The sequence below is a fragment of the Deltaproteobacteria bacterium genome, assembly GCA_020848905.1.
GTDB lineage: Bacteria > Myxococcota_A > Polyangia.
This window is the reverse complement of record JADLHG010000059.1, coordinates 68,347-84,206: the sequence shown is the minus strand read 5'-3', so window position 1 is coordinate 84,206 and position 15,860 is coordinate 68,347. Positions and strand designations below refer to the sequence as shown.

Here is a 15,860-nt window from a genome sequence, read left to right as displayed (position 1 = left end):
ACGAGGATGGTTCAGCCGGCCTTCCGCCGCGCGGCCACCGCTTCCAGGAGCTCGGCCGGGGTAAAGGGCTTGTTGAGCAGCGGCGCGTTCTCGAGCGCCACGCCGTGCCGGTGGAGCACGTCGTCGGCGTAGCCGCTCATGAAGAGCACGGGGACCTCGGGGTAGCGCGCGAGCACCTGCTCGGCCACCTCGGGCCCGCTCAGCCCCGGCATCACCACGTCGCAGAGCAAGAGCTCGACGGGACGCGCGTGTTCCGTGAGGCGCGCGAGGGCCTCCGTGCCGCTCGCCGCCGAGAGCACCGCGTAGCCGGCGCCGCCCAGGATGCGCTCGGCGAGGCGTCGGATGAGCGCGTTGTCCTCCACCACCAGCACGGTCCCTTGCCCGGCTTCGCGCTCCCGGGGCGCCTCGACCTTCTTCATCGGCACGGCGCCGCCCGCCACCGGCAGGAGGAGCTCGAAGGTGCTGCCGCGTCCCGGTTCGCTCCGGGCGCGCACCGCGCCGCCGCTCGCCTCGGCCAGGCCGTGGACCGTGGCCAGCCCCAGGCCCGTCCCGCGCGAGCTCTCCTTCGTGGTGAAAAAGGGCTCGAAGGCGCGCGAGAGGGTTTCGCGGTCCATCCCCACCCCGTTGTCCTGCACCTGCACCGAGACGAAGCGCTCACCCGCCGGGGCGCCGTCGGGCCCCGGCAGCGACGGATCCGAGGCCGTGCGTGCGGTGCGGACCATCACGCGACCGCCCCGCGGCGAGGCGTCGCGGGCGTTGAGCACGAGGTTCAGGATCATCTGATCCAGGCGCCCCGGGTCGATGAACGCGGCGGGCAGGTGGGCCTCGTGGTGCAGCTCCAGCGTGATCTCCTCGCCCACCAGGCGCTGGAGCATCGGCTCGAGCTCGGTCAGATGCGCCAGCAGGTCCACGGCCTCGGGGTGGTGCGGCCGCTGCCTCCCGAACGCGAGGAGCTGCCGGGTGAGCCCGGAAGCGCGCTTGGCCGCGTCGATGATGGTCTGCAGGTCCTGCCGTGCCTGGCCCGGGTGATCGCTCTCCTGCAGGGCCAGGCCCGCGGCGGCCAGGATGCCGGTCAGCAGATTGTTGAAGTCGTGCGCCACGCCGCCGGCCAGCCGCCCGAGGGCCTCGAGCCGCTGCGCCGAGTGCGCGCGATCCTCCGCCTCCAGGCGGGCGCGCTCGCTCTCCTTCTGGGCGGTGACGTCCATCTGGAGGCCGAAGATGCGGAGCGGGTCACCATGGGAGTCGAAGCTGATGTTGCCCACCGCACGAATCCACCGCACCTCGCCGTTGGGCCGCACGAGGCGGAACTCGAAGTCGAGGTTCTGCCGACGCTGGATGGTCTCCATCACCTGCGCCGCCACCGACGGCCGATCATCCGGATGTACGCGATCGACCCAGCTCTGGACGCTGGGCACGATCGAGCCCGGTTCGAGGCCCATCAGCGGATAGATTTCATCGGACCAGAACATGCGGTCCGCGATGACCTCCCACTCCCACGCCCCGGCTTTGGAGGCACGCAGGGCCTGGCTCAACCGCTCGGAGAGCTGGCGCAGCGCTGTGGCGTCGGCCTCGCGCTGGGTCACGTCGCGCACGATGCCGATGGCGCGCCCGTCCGGCAGTTGCCGGGCGTTCACCTCCGCGCGGAACGTGGTCCCGTCCCCCCGGCGCAGCGTGCGGACGGTCGTGGCCGTCTCGTTTTCGGTCAGAAGGTTCATCCGCAGAGCGGGTTCCTGCGGTTCGATCACCACCAGCTCGGGGATGGTCATGCGAAGGATCTCGTCCCGCGTGCGGCGGAGCATGGTGCAGGCCAGGTCGCTCACGTCTACGTAGCGCCCCTGGGCGTCCGCGATGAAGACCGCGTCGGCCGATTGCTCGAGCAGCACGCGGTACTTCGCCTCGCTCTGGCGGAGAGCGGCCTCCACCTCCGCGTGGTGCAGGGTGCTCTCGAGGATGAAGGCCACGCTGTGCAGAAAGAAGAGGTCGGGTTCGGAGAAGGTCCGCGGATGGTGGCTCGCCGCCCCGAGGACGCCGCGTCGCTCCCGGCCGAGGGGAACGCGCTGGAAGACGCACCCCTTCGCGCCGTGCTCGAGGAGCGGGGCGGGCAGGGTGAAGCGCCGTTCGCCTTCCACCTTCTCGATGACCAGCGGCCCGCTCGCGGCGGAGACGAACTCCGAGAACGAGCCCGGTCCGTCGCCAAGCCACGAGCGTTCGAGCCAGCCCGGCCGGAAGCCGTGCCCCGCGAGAGGCGCGAGCTGACCCTCGCGGAGCTCGAGTAGCACGCCGAGCTCCAGGTTCAGGCCTCGGGCCAGGGTGGCGACGGCCCGCTCGAGGAGGGCCGGGCCCGGGACTCGATCGAGCGCGAACCGTTCGAGCTCGGCGAGCTGGGCCTGGCGATCCATGAGCTCCTGAACGGTTCCGCCTGTAGAGGATTGTCGCATCCCGCACCCCCTCCCACCCGATGGCGAAGCATGAGGTTACCCCCGCCGATGTCCGTTGGCCAGGGTGCCCGTTGACCGGCGAGGCGCCGCGCCGGGCTCTCAGTGGACCTTCAGCCCGTCCAGGCCGAGGACGGCGTCCAGGCCGCGGTTGTGGGGCAGATGCACGCGAATGATCGGCCGGCGGCGGAGGCCCTCGGCGGTCAGGTCGGGCTGCGGCGGCACGGGATGTACCCCGGGGTCCCCGCCGCCGAGGACGAGGTGGGCGGCGCGGTACATGCGTGCGAGCTCCTCGTCGATGGCGTAGTCGGCGATCGGGTTGTCGGTGCGCGTGGGGCGGGGCTGCGCGTAGTCGCCGCTTCCGAGCTCTTCCATGACGGTGACGTTCAGCAGGCCCGGCATGTTGCTCACGAGGCGCGTGCGGCCGTTGCAGACCTGTCCGTTCCGCGCGAGCAGGATGTTCCAGTTGCCGTGGGGGATCAGGCGATCCAGGTCCGGCCCGGCGTTCGCGTGGCCGAGCACGACCTGCTTTTCGCCGAAGGTGGCACGCACGATGCCGCGGCGGTCGACGCGCAGGCGCTGGCGCTCCTCGGGGGTGCGCTTGAAGCGTTCGATCTCTCCCGGCGAGCCGGCGGCCAGCCAGAGCTGGGTGCGCCCCTCGGGGACCGCTACGGCGAGCCGCTCGAGGAGCTTCGCATCGAGCGCGCGGTTTCCGGCGGTGCAGGTGATCACGATGTCGGCGTCCTTGACGGCGGAGACATCGTCGGTGGCGACGGTCACGCCGAGCTGGCGGAAGAGACCGTTCGCGGCGAGGAGCTCGCGCACGGTTTGGGCCTTGTCGTAGACGCTCACCTGGTAGCCCTTGATGGCCAGGAACTTGGCGATGCCGAAGCCGATGCCCTGTCCGGTCTGGCCGGCGCCGAGCACCGCGACGCGCGTCCCGCGCAGGAGTCCCTGCCGCGCGTAGTGCCGGTGCAGGTCGTAGGCCTGCGCGGCGACCACGTAGCCGTAGATGTCGGGGCCCTCCTTGGCCTTGTCCGCGCCGCGCGCGAGGTCCTCCACGCGGAAGGGGACGTGCTCGATCTTGCGCAGCTTGTTCGAGCCGCTGCCGGTCTGTTCCACGCCGCCGAAGAGGTGGGCGTAGCGGGCCAGCTCCGGGCGTTTCTCGAAGAGGTGCACGAGCTGAAGCAAGAGCTCGCCACCGTCGTCGAGGACGAGGAACTGGGGTTTCATCGCCGCCAGCTCGCCCGCCGAGAGCTGCTCGAGGGGGGCTACGGCGTTGCGGACCCAGGTCTCGAGGAAGGGGCGATCGCCCTTCACGCTCTTGCCTCGGACGCGCAGCCCGAGCTGCGCGGCCGCCTCGGCCACGCGCGGATCGAGAAAATGCACCTTCTCGTCGTAGACCACCGTCTGGCCGGCGGGCAGGCCGAGCGCCTCGAAGAAGGTGAGCGTGTTGGTACGCATCGGCAGGCGCACGAGCGCGCCGCGCATCGGCGGCAGGCGGCCGTCCTTCCGGACCACGTACTCGAGGACCGGCAGGCGCGGTCCGAGGCCCGTCGCGTCGGCGAGGAAGCGCGCCACGCCGGCGCGCAGGCCGGCGAAGACCGACCACTGGTTGATCGGTCGGAGCTGGCCCAGCGTCTCGCGTCGCATGCTGGCCTCCCGCTGCAGGCGGCGGGCGAAGGCCACGGCGTCCTCACCGAGGGTGCGGCCGAGCGCGACTGGATCGACCCACACGTGATCGAGCCAGGCGTAGCCGGTCGGATGGTAGTCCGTGTACTCGTCGGTCAGGTGCAGCGCGCCCTGAAGGACGTTCAGGAGCGCCGCGGGCAAGGGGTTGTGCAGGCGCCGCCTGGACCAGAGGCGAAAGCGGTCCTCGCCCCCCTGGTCGCGCTGCCGCTTCACCTGCCGTAGCTCGACGAGAAACGCGCGTTCGAAGGGGGTCGCGGTTCCGTCGCGGGTGTGGGCGCGGGCGGTCTTCACGAGCTCCTCGAGGAGCTCCTGACCCTTCTCGCTGTGGAGCTGCGCGAGGAGCTGCCGCACGGGGAGCTGGTCGCGCTGCTTGCGCTGATACTCGCTCCCCCAGTGATTCATGATGGCTGCCCACTCCGGGAGCGTGCGGGGACGCGGAGGCGGGGTGCGCGCGGAGGCCGTGGCCTCGCCAAGCGCTGTGCCGCCGAGCGCCGCGGCGCCGAGCGCTGCAGCGAGGAGGACGACGCGGACGAGGTGCCGGGCGTGCGGGCGCATGGGGCCGGGCAGGGTCTGTGCAACGGTCGTGCCTGCGCGGGCAGGCGTGCGGGCGCGGGGGGGCGGGGCGCGACGCTCCCGCGCGGCGCGGCCGGGCACCAGAGACTCCACGCAATGACGGGGTCTTCCCCGCTTCGGGCCCGTGGCAACCGGGGCCTCAGGGCGTGGGCTCGGGCAGCCGTGCCACCGTCGGCGCCGGCGGGGGGAGGCGCCACGGCGGGTGGCATCGTAACCGGCCCGGGCCAGGGGGCGTATGCAGCGGCGGGCGGGCAAGGGCGTGGAGCGGGTTTCCCACCGGCGCTCAGGGGCCGCGGGCGGTGTCTTCCGTGCCGCATGTTTCCTCGACTTGCCCTGTGGTCATTGGCGGCGGCCCTGCCGCGTGCGGTGCGTGCAAAGGAGAGTGCAACATGAGAACGATGGCGCTTTGTGTCGGAATGTTTCTTCTGCCGGTGACCGTCTGGGCCGAGAAGGCCGAGGAGAAGGCTGCCCCGAGCAGCGTGAAGGCGGAGGACTGTGGCGCGTACATGAAGGCCAAGGCGCCGCTGCCCAAGAAGCTCTCGGAGCTGGTGGAGCAGGTCGCGCTGAACATGGACGCTCACGCGAAGTGGATGTCCGGCAACAAGGACAAGGCCTCGAAGGCCGAGCTGAAGTTCGTGAAGAAGATGGCCAAGGACCACCACGCGCTGGCGGCTCTGGCGAAGAAGATCGCGGCCGCGATGGCGTCGGTGAGCCTCGAGGCGGCGCCTCACGACATGGCCAAGATGCCCCCGGAGGTGGGGAGCACGACGGCCAAGATGGTCACGCTGAGCAAGGAGATGTCTGCCCTGCTCAAGGCGGACGCGGCAGCCACCGAGAAGATGATGGCGCAGCCGAAGACCGCCAAGAAGTAGCCCCCGTATCAGCCCCCGCCGCCGGATTCCACCTGTACGAAATACTGGGATTCGCTATCGTCCCGTCCCGACGACGGAGGGGACTCGATGCGAAACACGGGACGGCTGGGCGCGGCGCTGGCGCTGCTGCTCGCGGCCTGCGGCACGGAAAGAGTGGTCGCGGACCTGGGCACGACCGGCACGGCCGGCGGGGCCTGCTATCCGAACGGCACCTGCAACGCGGGGCTCGCCTGCGGTGCGGACCGGCGGTGCGCGAGCCTGGACGGGGGAGTGCCCGTGCGGGACGGTGCGGCGTCGATCGTGGATGGCCCGCCGGGCTCCTGCGCGCCGGGCAAGGACTCCGACGGTGACGGGCTCGGCGATCTCGTCGAGGGCTGCGCGCAGCGTCGGGACAGCGACGCGGACGGGCTGCCCGACTACCTCGATGGGGACAGCGACGGAGACGGGGTGTCCGACGCGATCGAGGGCGGGGCGAGCGGCGCGGCCGGCGCTCCGCGGGACACCGACCAGGACGGCTACCCGGACTACGTGGACCTGGACAGCGACGGGGACGGTCTTCCCGACGCGGTGGAGGATCGCAACGGGGACGGGCGCGTGGGGTGTTGCCGCGCCACCTGCGGCGAGAAGCTCGCCGGCTGCCCCGACGTGGCGGCCGGGGCTTGCGCTGCCGGTCAGAGCTGCGAGCAGGGGGCGTGCAAACCGGTCGCGGCGCTCGCCTGCGCGCGCGGCGAGTCGAGCGCCGTCGCCGTCGATACCTTCGGCCTGGGCACCGACCGCCTGGTGGGCAACGGGATCTGCGACGCGAGCCAGGCCTCGCTCGAGGTAAAGCGAGACACCGACGCCGACCTGGCGCTCGCGGTGTCGGGGAAGCCGACCTGGCAGAAGGTGAGCATCGCGGGCGTGGGCAAGGAGACGGCTGCCTTCTGCGTGGACTACGCGGGGGCGGACGGGGCGGTGGCGGGGGTTGTGGCGATCGCGCCGACGACGGCCAAGACGCTGGAGGAGGCCTTTCCGCAGGTCCTGAACGCGCTCGCGTCTCTGGCCGCGGTCGACCCCGGGCCCGCACCTTCCCCGGGAGCTCCGCCGCCGACTCCCTCGCCGAAGCTGCAGCTCCGCAGCCAGCCCGCGGCGAGCAAGACCCACGATGGGTTGCCCCTCTACGCGGGAGCCCTTCTCGATATCACCCTCAAGGACGCGACGGACCCGAGCACGGCGCGGGCCCGCATCCTGGCCGCGCTTCTCGGTCTGCCGGGCGGTGCGCTCACCGGCTTGCCCGCCCCCTTCGGTGTCCCGACGGATGGCTACCTCGTCCGGCTCTCGCTCGTGCTGCGCGCCGACGGGCGCGTGGCCTACGTGGTGGCCGTGACGCCGCGCGCGCAATTCGAGGACCCGACCAAGCGCACGGCGGCGCTCTCGCTCGAGCTCGCGGACGGGAGCGCGCTCGCCGCGGCGGCGGCCAAGCTCGGTCGCGGCTGCGAGGGGCAGGTGGTGGAGAAGGCCCCGATGCTGGACCTCATCTGGGTCGGGGACGAGTCGGGGAGCATGTACGAGCGGCTGAAGAAGCTGCAGCTCGGGTTGCCCGCTGTGCTCGCGGGCCTCGCGGCGAGCGGGATCGACTTTCGCGTGGGGGTGACGAACCTAATCGATCCGAACGGCACGGGCGGGTCGAAGGCCGGCGTCGGGAAGTTCTGTTCCGTGGCCACGACGAACCAGTCGGACGACGGGGGCCCCGACCGGTTTCTCGCGGCGAACGAGCTGGCGACCATCGCCGGCTGCGTGGCGAACCCACCGGGCTACGAGGGGGGCTCGGAGTACGGCCTGACCAACGCCCTCGAGGCGATCAAGCGGCACCTGCCGCGCGCCGACGGCGATCCGACCAAGCTGCGCAAGGGGGCGGAGGTCGCGATTCTGGTCGTGAGCGACGAGATGTCTAACGAGCTCTCCAAGGTCATCTCCTACAACGAGGCGAGGAGGTGCCCGCTCGCGCCCGACAAGACGAGCCAGCTCGCGACGATCGTGCAGCCCTTCCTCGACGCCTTCACGGGCAAGAGCGACCCCGAGACCCGCGCCACCTTCTACGTCGTCGGGGCCACCTGCGCCGACGCGTCGGGCTGCGACGGGATGGGGGCCGATGTGCCCTACGGCTACCAGGAGGTCATGGCGGCCACGGGTGGGGCGCAGGTCACGCTCTGCGGCGACGTGGTCGCCAACGTCCGCGCGGCGCTCGAGAAGATGCTGCGGCAGCTCAAGCCGATCCTGCTCGAGGGCCGACCGATCACGAGCAGCCTGCGGGTCACGCTGGACGGCAAGGAGCTCGTCCGCGGCGGTTCGCCGGGCTTCGCCTTCGAGGCCGGCTCGGGGGCGCTGCGCTTCGTGGGCCTGACGCTCAAGAAGGGGAGCCGCATCGTGGTCTCCTACCAAACCTGGACCAAGTGAGGAGGCGATCATGCGCGCGACCACGATGGCGATGAAGGTGCGTCTCCTCCTCGGTCCGGCGCTCGCGGTCGGGCTCGCGGGCGCCGGCTGCGGCGGAACCGAGCTCGTGCAACCGGGCACCGAGGGGCAGGCCTGCTATCCCAACCAGACCTGCAACAGCGGGCTCGTGTGCCAGGCGGGGACCTGCCGCGCGGGCGCGGGGAGCGACGGCGGCGTCGCGACCGACGGAGGCGGCAGCCCGACGATCCCGGACGGCTTCGGCCCGCTCCCGGCGTGCGCCGTGCCCGGGGCCCCCTGCGCGCTCGAGAACCCGTGCGCGGTGAACCCCGTCTGCGGCGCCGACTACAAGTGCCGGCCCGCGGCGGTGCAGCGCTGCGACGACGGGCTCGACTGCACGGTGGACACCTGCAAGGGCAAGGGGCTCTGCGAGCACAAGATCAAGGAGGGGAGCTGCGCGGTGCCGGTGGTGGGCCCCGACGGCAAAGGGGCGCTGGTCTGTCTGAAGTCCGGCGAGCGACCGCCCGCCGAGCCCTGCTCGGAATGTCGCCCAGCCGAGAGTCAGAGCGCGCTCTCGTCGGCCACGGGGGGCGTCTGCGACGACGGGGATCCGTGCACCAAGGACGACTTCTGCCAGGCCGGGCTCTGCAAGGGGACCGACTTCAGCACCCAGTGCTATCCGCCCGGCGCGAGCTGCTTCAAGGGGGCCTGCGACGGCAAGGGGGGCTGTGGCCAGGCGACGATCGCGCCGGACTCATGCTTCGTGAACGGGAAGTGCTGGTCGAAGGGGGAGCTCGCGCCGAACGGCTGCGGGGCGTGCGAACCGGCGACCAGCCAGACCGTGTGGATTTCCACCAAGGCCTTGTGCACCGTGCTGAGCGGTCCCGGGGATCCCGGCAAGTGCGTGCCCGATGGTACGGCGTCGTCGGACGGGTGCGGGGTGTGCGACGTCTCGAAGAGCACCACCGGCTGGACCATGCGCACCGGCATCTGCGCCATCTCCCTGATACCGCCGACTCCGGGGGGTCCGCCGGTGCCGCTCGAGTGCTACGCTGACGGCAAGAGCGCGCCCGGCGGAAGTTGCGCCGTCTGTAACGTGGCGAAGAACCCTGCGGCCTGGACCGTCACGGACGGCAACTGCTACATCGAGAGGAGGTGCCTGGCCAAGGGAGACCGGCCCGCGCCTTACGCGCAGGAGCTGTGCCGCGAGTGCGACCCGGCGAAGAGCCAGACGGTGTGGACGCCCATCACAGGCGGCTGCACGATGGATCGTCGGTGCTACAAGCCGGGCGAGCTGCACACCAGCCAGTGCTTCACCTGCGACGCCGCCCAGAGCACCACGCACTGGTCCGTGAAGACGGGCGTGGGCGCGTCGGCGCAGAGCTTCGACGCGGCCACGACCTTCCCCGCGGGCTACACGGAGACGCACACCGATCCGGCGAACAAGGTGAAGTGGCAGGTCGTCTCGGGGGCCCGTTCGGTGAGCGGGACGAACGCCCTCTACTACGGCGATCCGCAGGCGAAGAGCTTCGTCACCGCCGGCGTAGACAACTCGGGGGTCCTGACCCTCGCCCCGATCACGCTCCCCGCGAGCGGCGGCGCGGCCCTGCGCTTCTCCCTCTGGCACGACACGTTCACGAGCTCCACCTACGATCCGATCTTCCTGCGGGTGAAGGGGGGCGCCGAGCTCTGGCGCAAGGGTGAACCCTCCGGCGCGCCCCATCCGGCTCGCACCTGGATCGACGTGGTCGTGGACCTCTCGCGCTTCAAGGGACAGACCCTGACCCTCGAGCTCTCGGTGACGGCGGAGTCGACGACCGGGACGCGCGAAGGCGTCTACGTGGACGACGTGACGCTCCTGACCGGCTGCTGAGGCGTAAGGCGGCCGCGACCTCTGTCAGGGCGGCGGTGGCGGGCGCTGGACGCACTTGCAGAACTGATCGCACATCTCGCCCGACTGCCAGGCGCACTCCTGGTCCGTGCCGTCGCAGTCCTCGCCCAGCCAGTACTCGGTCGTGATGTTTCCGCAGTGGCAGTCGAGCAGGCAGTTGGCGGCCGTCTCGCCGCTCAGGGGCTCGCACTTCTTGTTGCCGCAGCTCACGGGGATGACGAAGCCGTCCACCTTCGGCTGGGGGGGGCGGCTGTCGCCGAGCCGAGCGTCCTTCCGCGGGCCGTCCGGAGGTCGCGCGTCGCGGGGGCGGGCGTCCGCGGGCCGGGGCGCGTCCGAGGGCCGCGCGTCCGAGGCGAGCGCGTCGACGCGTCGTCCGTCGGTCTTGGGACCGTCGCGGCGCAGGTCCGTGGCGGGAAGGCCGTCCAGAAGTCCGCGGTCGCCGACCGGTCCGTCGAGGCCGTGCGCGGCATCGGCGGTCCCGTTCCCCGCGCCGTCGCCCGTCGGGCGGGGGGGATCGAAGCCTCCCCGGAGGCACGCGCTGACGAGCAGACACGACGCCACGACGGTGCAGGTACGCAGAGCACGGAGCGTCGCCGGAAGGAATCGGGGCATCGCGTGCGTTGAGCATAGCAGGAGAGGGCGCTCCTCCCTCATTTGTGGGCGCGCGCTCCCGCGGGCGTTGGACGCGGGACTGCGTGCCGCCGCACGGTGGCGCTTGACGGGCCGGGCGGGCCGGGGTGGAGTGGAGCGCCCTCGCCGGAGGGCGAGCCATCGCGGCCTCTATCGAGACGAGCGGAGGAGAGCGTGATTCAGCGACGAGGTTTGGTGTTGAGCGCGGCGCTGCTGTGGTGCGGGGCGTGCAGTTCCACGACGAGCACGACGGTCGACCAGGGGGGACTCGCGACAGACGGAAGCGGCGGCACGAGCGACCGGGGTGCGGTTGGTGATGGGGGCGGCGGTGCGGATCGTGGGCCTTCCGGGGACGGGGGCGGGTCCGCCGACGGCCTGGCGCCCCGGGATGGCAACGTCACCGACAAGGGGGCGAGCGCGGAGGCGTCGAATCCGAAGCGCGACGGCGGCACGGGCAAGGATGGGGCGAGCAAGGACGGCGCGAGTCGGGACGGCGCCACCTCGTGCGCCTACACGCAGAAGGAGATCGACGACGCCTTCCGGGCCTTGGCCGGCAGCACGCTGCTCAAGTGCCTGCTGGTGAACGGCGTGGACGCGAACAACACCTTCACCGCCGGCAAGTCCTACAAGGTCACGGTAGACGCGGTGAAGAAGAGCGTGACGTATGACAGCGACAAGGGCCCGGTGAGCCACGTCTGGGACTGCAAGACCGACAGCCTGGTCCAGAACGCCACGAAGACCTCCATCACCCTCGGTGAGGCGGACCAGAGCGGCTGCAACATCGATCAGACGATGGGGATGTACTCGGGGACGATGACCACCCCGCAGGCCAAGGCGACCTGGGTCTTCACCTATTGAAGCGGCGGCGCGCGCGTCACAGGGCCACCACGTTGCGGTTCCCGTGGCAATGGAAGCTCGCGTCGGGGTTCGGAGGTGAAGGCCCAACGTTGCGCCGCCCGATCGGTGGCGTGGGAGCATCTGCTACGGATCGACTGTCCCGAGCGGGGCCAGCCACGGGGTCGCGGGCGCAGGCCGACAGGAGCAGGGCGGCCAGCAAGCCACGATAGGGCGAGCGCGTGCGGCAGGAGCGTTTCGGTGACGGGTCCATCGGTTCCCCCCAGAGGAGCGATGTAGCAGGTACCTTCAGAGGATACTCGACGCGCGGCGTGGAGCGGGGGACATTCACGGTAGAGCTGATCTGGGTCCGAGGGGTCTCGATGCACGAGCTGTCGCTGTGTCGTGAGCTCGTGGAGGTCGCCTGCACCGAGGCGCAGCGGCACGCGGTCGCGCGCGTGCGGACGGTGCGCGTCGTGGTGGGCCAGCTCGCGGGGGTGGAGCCCGAGGCGCTTCGCTTCGCCTTCGAGGTCGTGGCCCGAGGCACCGCGGTGGAGGGCGCGACGCTCGAGCTCGTCGAGGAACTAGGACGCGCGCGCTGTGCGCCGTGCGCCACGGAAGTGCCGTTGCCGAGCCGCTTCGAGCCCTGCCCGCGCTGCGGCGGATACGAGCTTTCCCTCGTGGCCGGGGACAGGCTGCGGCTGGCCGAGCTGGAGGTCGACTGACGATGTGCGGGAGCTGCGGCTGTGGGCACGAGGAAGTGCATCTTGACGGGGATGCGCTGGGCGACCACGCGCACGACCACGCACACGCGCACGACCACGCGCACGACCACGCGCACGACCACGCGCGTGCGTCGCGCGTGATCCGCGTGGAGCACGATCTGCTAGCCAAGAACGACGCCTACGCGACGAGGAACCGGGAGTGGCTCGCCGCGCGGAGGATCGCCGCGGTGGGACTGCTCGCGAGCCCGGGGGCGGGGAAGACCACGCTTCTCGAGGCGACAGTGAGGCGGCTCGGCGACCGCCTGCCGCTCGCGGTGATCGAGGGCGACCCGCGGACCAGCCGGGACGCGGAGCGGCTCCGCACGCTCGGTGTGCCCGCGCTGCAGCTCAACACCGGGCGGGGCTGCCATCTAGACGCGCACATGGTCGGGCACGCGCTCGAGCGGCTCCCCCCGCTCGAGGGAGGCCTGCTCTTCATCGAGAACGTGGGGAACCTCATCTGCCCGGCGCTCTTCGCGCTCGGCGAGACGCGGCGCGTGGTGCTGCTCTCGGTGACCGAAGGGGACGACAAGCCCGAGAAGTATCCGGAGGCCGTGGCCTGCGCGGACCTCCTCGTGCTGAGCAAGCTCGACCTGCTGCCCCACGTGCCCTTCGACCCCGAGCGGTGCCTCTCCGACGCGCGGCGGGTGCGACCGCGGCTCGAGGCGCTCTGCCTCTCCGCCCTCACGGGCGATGGGATGGATGCCTGGTGCGACTGGCTCGTGCGTCTCGCGCGCGCGGCGTAAGGACCCACCGCCCTCAGGGCGTGCAGGGGAGCTCGAGCACCACCGCGCCGAGGAGCAGGACCTCCGGCTGCGAGAACGAGAAGGGCCCTCGCAGGCGGTAGTAGCCCGCCGCGCTCCGCGTGAGCCCCCCCGGCAGGAGCTGCGGGTCCACCGTGAGCGTGCCGCCGCCGAGCCGCTCGGTCTGCACGTAGGCGTGGGTCACGCTTCCGCCCGTCCAGGGATCGTGCACCACGAGGTAACGCGGGTCGCTCGTCGAGCCGGTCGTGCCGTGGCCCACGACCGTCAGCCAGTGTCCGTTCGCGATCCGGTGCACGTCGGTCTGCGGGTCGTGCGTGCCCATGGCGATGAGCAGCCACGCGACGTTTCGGCCCTGGATGCCGAGCTTGATCCAGTCGAGCGACGGGAGGGCGACCCCCGTGTCGAACTCCGCCCCGATGGGGATGGGAGACCAGCCCTGCCATTTCAGCGAACGATAGGCCACGCCCTTGTCCTGCAGGTACCTCTTCAACCCCGGGAGCAGGTTCGACGGGGGCGTGCCGTAGCCCTGCGCGCTCGTGGCGAGGTAGGTCGCCGAGCCAAGCGTGGCGATGAGGTCGTGCTGGTCCTTCTTCCGGTCGCTCGAGTGGGCCATCAGGCCCGGGTGGCCGTGGTCCGCGAGCCAGACGAGCGAGTTCGAGACGGCCGTGGGCCCGCAGTGGTAGTTGCCCCCGTTCGCGAAGCCGCCGTAGGCGGAGTCGGTCTGCGTGTAGTCCGGGAGCTCGGTCACCTTCTGCACGAAGACGGCAGCGGGTGTGCTCCCCACGCAGAGCGCGCCCGCGTCGCCCGTCGGCTGCGAGCGACTGTCGGGAGCGGGCCCTGGCGACCCATCGCGGGGTGCGGCGCCGTCGCGGCGCGGACCGTCACCGAGAAGGTCGAGCGCTGCCCGGGCGTCCCATGGGCCGGACGCGCTGTCGTGGGGTCCGCCGGCCTCGAGGGCCGCGCGCCCGTCCTCCGTCACGCCTCCGTCGTCGAGCCGCCTTCCCGAGCCATCCCGCGCCGACGGGCTGCCGTCGCACGCCACCACGAAGAGCAGCGCTGCGAGGAGTGCGGTGAGCCCGAGCCCGGCCTTCTTCATCGGCGCCTATCGTAGCACGAGGCGGCGCGACACCGGCCGCGGCGGGCCCTTGCTCGGGCGAGCAGACGCGCAGGCGCGACGAAGCCTGACGGGATGGATCGCGGCCAAGGTGACCAGGTTCAGAAGCTGGCCACCGGCTGCATCGCGAAGGCCTGAAAGCCGGGGTCCGCCTTCCCCCACTCGTCCACGGTCTCGGTGCCGTGGCCGCGGAGCGGGTTGGGCCAGGCCGAGACCTGCGGCGCGGCCGCGCAGCTCCCCACGGGGCTCGGGTGGATGAAGGTGAAGGGGACGTTCAGCTCGGGGCCATCCATCGGCGTGGGCGGCGTCCGGGGCACCTCGAGCTGGGCGGTCGGCAGGCCGCGCGCATCGTAGCCCGCGAAGTAGGTCGTCTTGCCGCTCTGCTCGTAGGGGCCCACGGGCGTCGTGCCCTTCAGGCTCCCCTCTTCCTCCCGGACAATGGCCCGCTCGCGGAAGGCTCCGCTCGCGTCGTAGAGGAAGTGGTGCGTGGAGGTCACGCTCTGGCGCATCGACGCGATGGTGACGCCCTCTTCTTCCCAGAGGTTGAAGATCGTGCCCGAGGCCTGGTCGAGCTCGAGCCGCACCTTGCGCACCTCGCGCACCTTCCAGAGGCGACCGTCGTAGACGTAGTCGATCGTGGCGCCGATCCGTCCGTGCGTTTGCTCGGTCCAGGTGACCCGCGCGAGCTCGCCGCGCGGACCGTAGCTGCGCTCGATGCGGAAGTCGGCCGCGGCCCGCGAGGTGGCGCCGACGCGGGTGTAGTAGCGCTTCCGCACGAGCTGGCCTTGCAGGTCGTGCTCGAGCTCCGCGCGCACCTCTCGCTCGCCGGCGATCATCGCCTCGCCGACCCGTCGGCCCCGCGCGTCGTAGGCGAAGCGGTAGGAGAGCTCTCCTTCGAACCGCTCTTCGGTGAGCCGGCCCTGCCCGTCGTAGGTCAGGTTCGTGACCCAGGTCTCCGGACCCTCGTCGAAGACCATGCGCTCCGTGACCTTGGTGGGGCGGCCAGCGGCGTCGAGCGCGAAGAGCTGCGTGTCGGTCGGAGCGTTCTGGAAGTCGCGCGCCCAGGCCTCGAGCTTCTCGCGGAACGCCGGATCCTTGGCGAAGCTCGGTTCCGCGCCCGGCTCGAAGGTGTAGTGCTCGTAGCGGGTCAGGCGCCCGCTCGCGTCGAGCTCGCGCTTGCCGAGGCGCACGACCTGGTAGACCCCGTCCTGCTCCTTGACCTTGATGAAGGGCAGCGTGCAGGCGACCGCCGGTACCGGCGCGACGACCCAGCCCTTCGCCTTGGCGTACTTGTAGAGGCGCGAGAGGACCCGGCGGTCGACCCAGCGTACGCGCTTGAGCTCGCCGAGCGTGCGGAAGGGGCGTACGCGGCGCGCGCTCACGATCCCCTGCGCGGCGTAGGAGCCGCGCACCCCGAGCCCCTCGAGACGCGCGTCGACCAGGAGCTCGCGGAGGCTCGCGCTGTTCGCCGTACGCAGGATCCCCGCGGCCTCGGGCGTGCCGTCTTCGAAGGCCGCGGCGGCCTCGAGCTCTGCCGCGCTCTCCGCGCCGTCGGCGGAGGCGGTTTCGAAGGTCGAATTGCCCGCACCGTCGGGCGCGCCGCATCCCGTGAGCGCCGCGGCACTGCAGAGGGCCAGCAGAAGACCTGTGCGCGTGCCGAATAGACCCTTCCCCTTGCGTCTGTCTCGCATCGTCTCTCTCTCCTTGTCTCGCGCGCCGCTGTGCAGGGGATGTTCCAACGACGGTTGGACCTCCTCGCGTCGACGAAGCCCGCGCAGGAGCGAGGGTTCACGCGACGGAGGCCCACGCAACGTTCTCGAGCCGTTCACCGAGGGTCGAACGATCGCGGGAAAGGGTG

The 15,860-nt window shown here is 71.5% G+C and carries 11 protein-coding genes; 6 read left to right on the top strand and 5 right to left on the bottom strand.

All coding sequences use genetic code 11. The annotated features are described in order from the left end of the window. Nucleotides 1-11: 11 nt before the first annotated feature. Nucleotides 12-2,399, bottom strand: a complete 2,388-nt coding sequence (locus IT371_25990; protein ID MCC6751132.1) for a PAS domain S-box protein — start codon at nucleotides 2,397-2,399, stop codon at nucleotides 12-14. A 138-nt stretch (nucleotides 2,400-2,537) separates the two neighbouring features. Then, entirely contained in the window at nucleotides 2,538-4,682 is a 2,145-nt protein-coding gene (locus tag IT371_25985) for a hypothetical protein (GenBank protein ID MCC6751131.1), read from the bottom strand. 407 nt (nucleotides 4,683-5,089) lie between these two features. On the opposite strand from IT371_25985, the gene IT371_25980 reads away from it, so the two are divergent. The 3 genes from IT371_25980 (at nucleotide 5,090) to IT371_25970 (ending at nucleotide 9,878) form a co-directional block, all read left to right on the top strand. Continuing rightward, on the top strand, nucleotides 5,090-5,572 hold the full coding sequence (locus IT371_25980) for a hypothetical protein (protein MCC6751130.1): 483 nt from the start codon (nucleotides 5,090-5,092) through the stop codon (nucleotides 5,570-5,572). 87 nt (nucleotides 5,573-5,659) lie between these two features. Then, entirely contained in the window at nucleotides 5,660-8,008 is a 2,349-nt protein-coding gene (locus IT371_25975) for a hypothetical protein (protein ID MCC6751129.1), read from the top strand. Between the two features lie 10 nt (nucleotides 8,009-8,018). Beyond that, nucleotides 8,019-9,878 carry a hypothetical protein gene (locus IT371_25970; GenBank protein MCC6751128.1) on the top strand — a complete coding sequence of 620 codons (1,860 nt, stop codon included), beginning with the start codon at nucleotides 8,019-8,021 and terminating at the stop codon, nucleotides 9,876-9,878. 24 nt (nucleotides 9,879-9,902) lie between these two features. On the opposite strand, the gene IT371_25965 is transcribed toward IT371_25970, so the two are convergent. Further along, nucleotides 9,903-10,508 (bottom strand): hypothetical protein, encoded by a 606-nt coding sequence (locus IT371_25965; protein MCC6751127.1) that lies wholly within the window; start codon nucleotides 10,506-10,508, stop codon nucleotides 9,903-9,905. Between the two features lie 192 nt (nucleotides 10,509-10,700). Between IT371_25965 and IT371_25960 the strand changes: the two genes are divergently transcribed. The 3 genes from IT371_25960 (at nucleotide 10,701) to hypB (ending at nucleotide 12,870) form a co-directional block, all read left to right on the top strand. After that, nucleotides 10,701-11,384, top strand: a complete 684-nt coding sequence (locus tag IT371_25960) for a hypothetical protein (GenBank protein MCC6751126.1) — start codon at nucleotides 10,701-10,703, stop codon at nucleotides 11,382-11,384. A 359-nt stretch (nucleotides 11,385-11,743) separates the two neighbouring features. After that, the gene (gene hypA / locus IT371_25955; protein ID MCC6751125.1) at nucleotides 11,744-12,085 is read left to right on the top strand and encodes a hydrogenase maturation nickel metallochaperone HypA; all 342 of its coding nucleotides are present in this window, start codon (nucleotides 11,744-11,746) and stop codon (nucleotides 12,083-12,085) included. Between the two features lie 2 nt (nucleotides 12,086-12,087). After that, entirely contained in the window at nucleotides 12,088-12,870 is a 783-nt protein-coding gene (gene hypB, locus IT371_25950; protein MCC6751124.1) for a hydrogenase nickel incorporation protein HypB, read from the top strand. A gap of 13 nt (nucleotides 12,871-12,883) precedes the next feature. Here hypB and IT371_25945 read toward each other — a convergent pair whose 3' ends face one another. Both IT371_25945 and IT371_25940 read right to left on the bottom strand, forming a co-directional pair. Next, complete coding sequence (locus IT371_25945; protein MCC6751123.1) at nucleotides 12,884-13,984, bottom strand: hypothetical protein; 1,101 nt, start codon at nucleotides 13,982-13,984, stop codon at nucleotides 12,884-12,886. A gap of 119 nt (nucleotides 13,985-14,103) precedes the next feature. Next, the gene (locus IT371_25940; GenBank protein MCC6751122.1) at nucleotides 14,104-15,693 is read right to left on the bottom strand and encodes an RHS repeat protein; all 1,590 of its coding nucleotides are present in this window, start codon (nucleotides 15,691-15,693) and stop codon (nucleotides 14,104-14,106) included. Nucleotides 15,694-15,860 lie beyond the last annotated feature (167 nt).